The following is a 3749-nucleotide window of genomic DNA, read 5'->3' as shown; positions in this document are numbered from 1 at the left end:
AGCACCGACAAACAAGACGAACTATCCCTTGAGGTTCAGTTGGCTCATTGCCGGGCAGAAATCAAAAAACTTGGATGGACTGAAACCCATTGTTTCACGGACCAGGCTCAATCTGCCGCCACCTTGCACCGACCCGGCATGCAATCGCTCATTTCTGTCGCGAAATCTGGTCAAGTGGATGTCGTCTACGCGGACGCGATGGATCGGCTTTCCCGAAGCCAAGGTGATATCGCCACCCTATTCGAGCAGTTGCGTTTTCGGAACGTCCAACTTGTCACCCGGGCAGAAGGGCCACTCAACGCGCTTCTCGTGGGTCTGAAAGGTACGATGAACGCCGACGCACTGGCCGTAATCTCCACTAAGACGCGTGACGCGCTCCGACATCGATTTCAACTGGGACAGAATCCCGGTGGGATTGCCTATGGATATCGGACCAAAATCGAACATGACGCGCGCGGAGAGCGCATTCGCGGCCTCGTCGAAATCGATCCGGCACAGGCGCAAATCGTGATTCGCATCTTCGAAGAATATGTCGCCGGACGATCGCCAGACGCAATCGCCAAGCAGTTGAACCGGGAGGCCATACCCGCACCGCGGAGCGGCAAACGCGACAAGAAACCTGGCGTTGTGCGGGCAATGTGGGCGGCAAATACGATAACAGGCAATGCTCAGCGAGGAACCGGCTTGCTGAACAATATCCGGTACATTGGCCTCCGCCCGTTCGAAAAGCAGCAGTTCCGGAAAAATCCGGAAACGGGCCGCCGCCATTCGTTCGTCAATCCTGCGGACAAACAGCAGCAGCCGATCAAGGTCCCGGAACTGCGGATCGTCAGCGACGAGCTTTGGCAAGCCGTCAAAGCCCGCCAAGAAAAGCTAAGCACCGGACCGAGGTCGACTATCCAGAAAACAGCGCGTCGCCCGTTCTGGGAACAGCAGCGCCCTCGCTATCTGCTCAGCGGAAAGATGACGTGCGGCGAATGCGGATCGGCCTTCGCGAAAGGCGGCAAGCACCGATTCAGGTGCCAAGGGTCGGCCAAGAAGGGAGAGGCCTTTTGCACCAACCGCCTTTCGGTACGACAGGACGATCTCGATCGGCGGATACTCGCCGGCCTTCAGAACGAACTCATGCAAGCAGAAGTTCTCGACGCCTTCCAGGAAGAATATGCAGTAGAAACAGCCCGGCTGAGCAAGCTGAGCGACAGCCTCCGCCCTGTGCACGAGCGAGAGCATGCCGAAGTCGCCGAAAAGCTTAGCATGCTCAAGAGCGCCATTATGAAAGGTGTCGATCCGACGATGTTCGTGGAGGAGATGAACCAGCTGTTGGCTCGCCAGCAAACCTTGGAAAGCCAACTCGCAATTAATGATGTCGATACCCATGTGGGCGACATCGTATTGCAGCCTGATCTCGCTGCTTTGTATCATTCCAAGATTAGCGCGCTGACGGACGCATTCGAGGACGAGGCGCTGCGGGCCGAAGCGTTTGAAAAAATCCGCGAGCTCATTGCTGGCGTGGTGTTCGTACCGGAAGGTGACGAACTTGCGATCCACCTTCGGGGCGAACTGGTGTCAATCCTAGAACTATGCGCTTGTTCAGACACGAAAAAGCCTCCTGCGGGGTTAACCGAGGAGGCCTTGCAAATTAAGTTGGTTGCGGGAGTAGGATTTGAACCTACGACCTTCAGGTTATGAGCCTGACGAGCTACCGGGCTGCTCCATCCCGCGTCAACCAAATCGCCAATCCCGGGTTCCGGGATCGCAGAAACGGCGAGGGGCGGCCAACGCCGCCCGACAATTGTGAATGGGTTCCTCTTCGACCTTACGCCGGCTGCAATGCCTGGCGACGTCCTACTCTTCCGGGGCTTGAGCCACAGTACCATCGGCGCTGTCAGGTTTCACGGCCGAGTTCGAGATGGGATCGGGTGGGGCACTGACGCCATGGTCACCAAGCAATGAAGCCGGCGTAGGTCGGATAGGGGTTCAATCGATGCCCGTGCATAATGGCTGTTATTCATATCATCCACATCACCGGCAATCCGTTCAGGATTGTCGTTGATGGTGGGACTCTTCAAGCGCGAATAGAGCAATTAGTATCGGTTAGCTCCATGCGTTACCGCACTTCTACATCCGATCTATCAACGTGGTGGTCTTCCACGGCTCTAAGAAATCTTATCTTGAGGGAGGCTTCCCGCTTAGATGCTTTCAGCGGTTATCCCGTCCATACATAGCTACCCTGCTGCGCGGCTGGCGCCACGACAGGTACACCAGAGGTATGTTCAACCCGGTCCTCTCGTACTAGGGTCAACTCCTCTCAAATTTCGACGCCCACGGCAGATAGGGACCAAACTGTCTCACGACGTTCTGAACCCAGCTCACGTACCACTTTAATTGGCGAACAGCCAAACCCTTGGGACCTGCTCCAGCCCCAGGATGTGATGAGCCGACATCGAGGTGCCAAACGATTCCGTCGATATGAGCTCTTGGGAATCATCAGCCTGTTATCCCCGGCGTACCTTTTATCCGTTGAGCGATGGCCCTTCCACTCGGGACCACCGGATCACTATGACCGACTTTCGTCTCTGCTCGACTCGTCAGTCTCGCAGTCAGGCAGGCTTATGCCATTGCACTCTCGCAGACGGTTTCCAACCGTCCTGAGCCTACCATCGCGCGCCTCCGTTACTCTTTAGGAGGCGACCGCCCCAGTCAAACTACCCGCCACAGAGGGTCCCTGATCCAGTTTCATGGATCGAGGTTAGACATCAGAAAACAACAGGGTGGTATTTCACCTATGGCTCCACACCAGCTGGCGCCGGTGCTTCAAAGCCTCCCACCTATGCTACACAGTTCTTTCCTAATGCCACTCTGAAGCTGCAGTAAAGGTGCACGGGGTCTTTCCGTCTAACCGCGGGTACTCCGCATCTTCACGGAGAATTCAATTTCGCTGAGCATCTCCTGGAGACAGTGGGGAAGTCGTTACGCCATTCGTGCAGGTCGGAACTTACCCGACAAGGAATTTCGCTACCTTAGGACCGTTATAGTTACGGCCGCCGTTTACCTGGGCTTCGTTTCGGAGCTTGCACCCCTCCACTTAACCTTCAGGCACCGGGCAGGCGTCAGACCCTATACGTCGTCTTGAAGCCGACTTAGCAGAGTCCTGTGTTTTTGCTAAACAGTCGCTACCCCCTGGCCTGTGCCCCCTGCAACTGGTTGCCCAGATGCAGGGCCTCCTTCTTCCGAAGGTACGGAGGCAATTTGCCGAGTTCCTTCAGGAGACTTCTCTCAAGCGCCTTGGTATACTCTACCATCCCACCTGTGTCGGTTTAGGGTACGGTCTATACGGTGGGGCTATTTCCTGGAACCGCTTCAAAGCCTGACCAATCCAATAAGATCAGACAATTTACGCGATCCGTCACACACCACCAGGCCCACGAATATTAACGTGGTTCCCATCGACTACCCCCTTCGGGCTCGTCTTAGGGGCCGGCTTACCCTGCTCAGATTAGCTTTAAGCAGGAACCCTTGGGATTTCGGCGAGAGGGCATCTCACCCTCTTTATCGCTACTCATGTCAGCATTCGCACTTCCGATACCTCCACGGTCCATTACCAGACCGCTTCATCAGCCTACGGAACGCTCCGCTACCGCGTGTATTGCTACACACCCTAAGCTTCGGTGCACGTCTTGAGCCCCGTTACATTTTCGCCGCAGGAACCCTTATTTAGACCAGTGAGCTGTTACGCTTTCTTTAAAGGA

Annotated in this window: 1 protein-coding gene, 1 tRNA gene and 2 rRNA genes (1 of these 4 running past the window's edge); 1 reads left to right on the top strand and 3 read right to left on the bottom strand. The window is 55.7% G+C overall.

Annotated elements, in window-relative coordinates:
- The coding region (locus SGR02S_RS20725) for a recombinase family protein (RefSeq protein ID WP_369691228.1) at positions 1 to 1689 on the top strand (1689 nt) is incomplete at its 5' end.
- Here SGR02S_RS20725 and SGR02S_RS13585 read toward each other — a convergent pair.
- From SGR02S_RS13585 to SGR02S_RS13575, 3 genes are all read right to left on the bottom strand, one after another.
- Positions 1646 to 1722: transfer RNA gene (locus SGR02S_RS13585), tRNA-Met, on the bottom strand. The two genes, SGR02S_RS20725 and SGR02S_RS13585, sit on opposite strands and share 44 nt — an antisense overlap.
- Positions 1723 to 1832: 110 nt before the next feature.
- Positions 1833 to 1947 (bottom strand): 5S ribosomal RNA (rrf, locus tag SGR02S_RS13580).
- Between the two features lie 117 nt (positions 1948 to 2064).
- Positions 2065 to 3749: ribosomal RNA gene (locus SGR02S_RS13575) — 23S ribosomal RNA — on the bottom strand (it continues 1108 nt past the right edge of the window).

It is taken from the genome of Sphingopyxis granuli NBRC 100800 (assembly GCF_001591045.1).
In the GTDB taxonomy this organism is placed as follows: domain Bacteria; phylum Pseudomonadota; class Alphaproteobacteria; order Sphingomonadales; family Sphingomonadaceae; genus Sphingopyxis; species Sphingopyxis granuli.
This window is presented reverse-complemented; position numbering and strand designations above follow the sequence as displayed.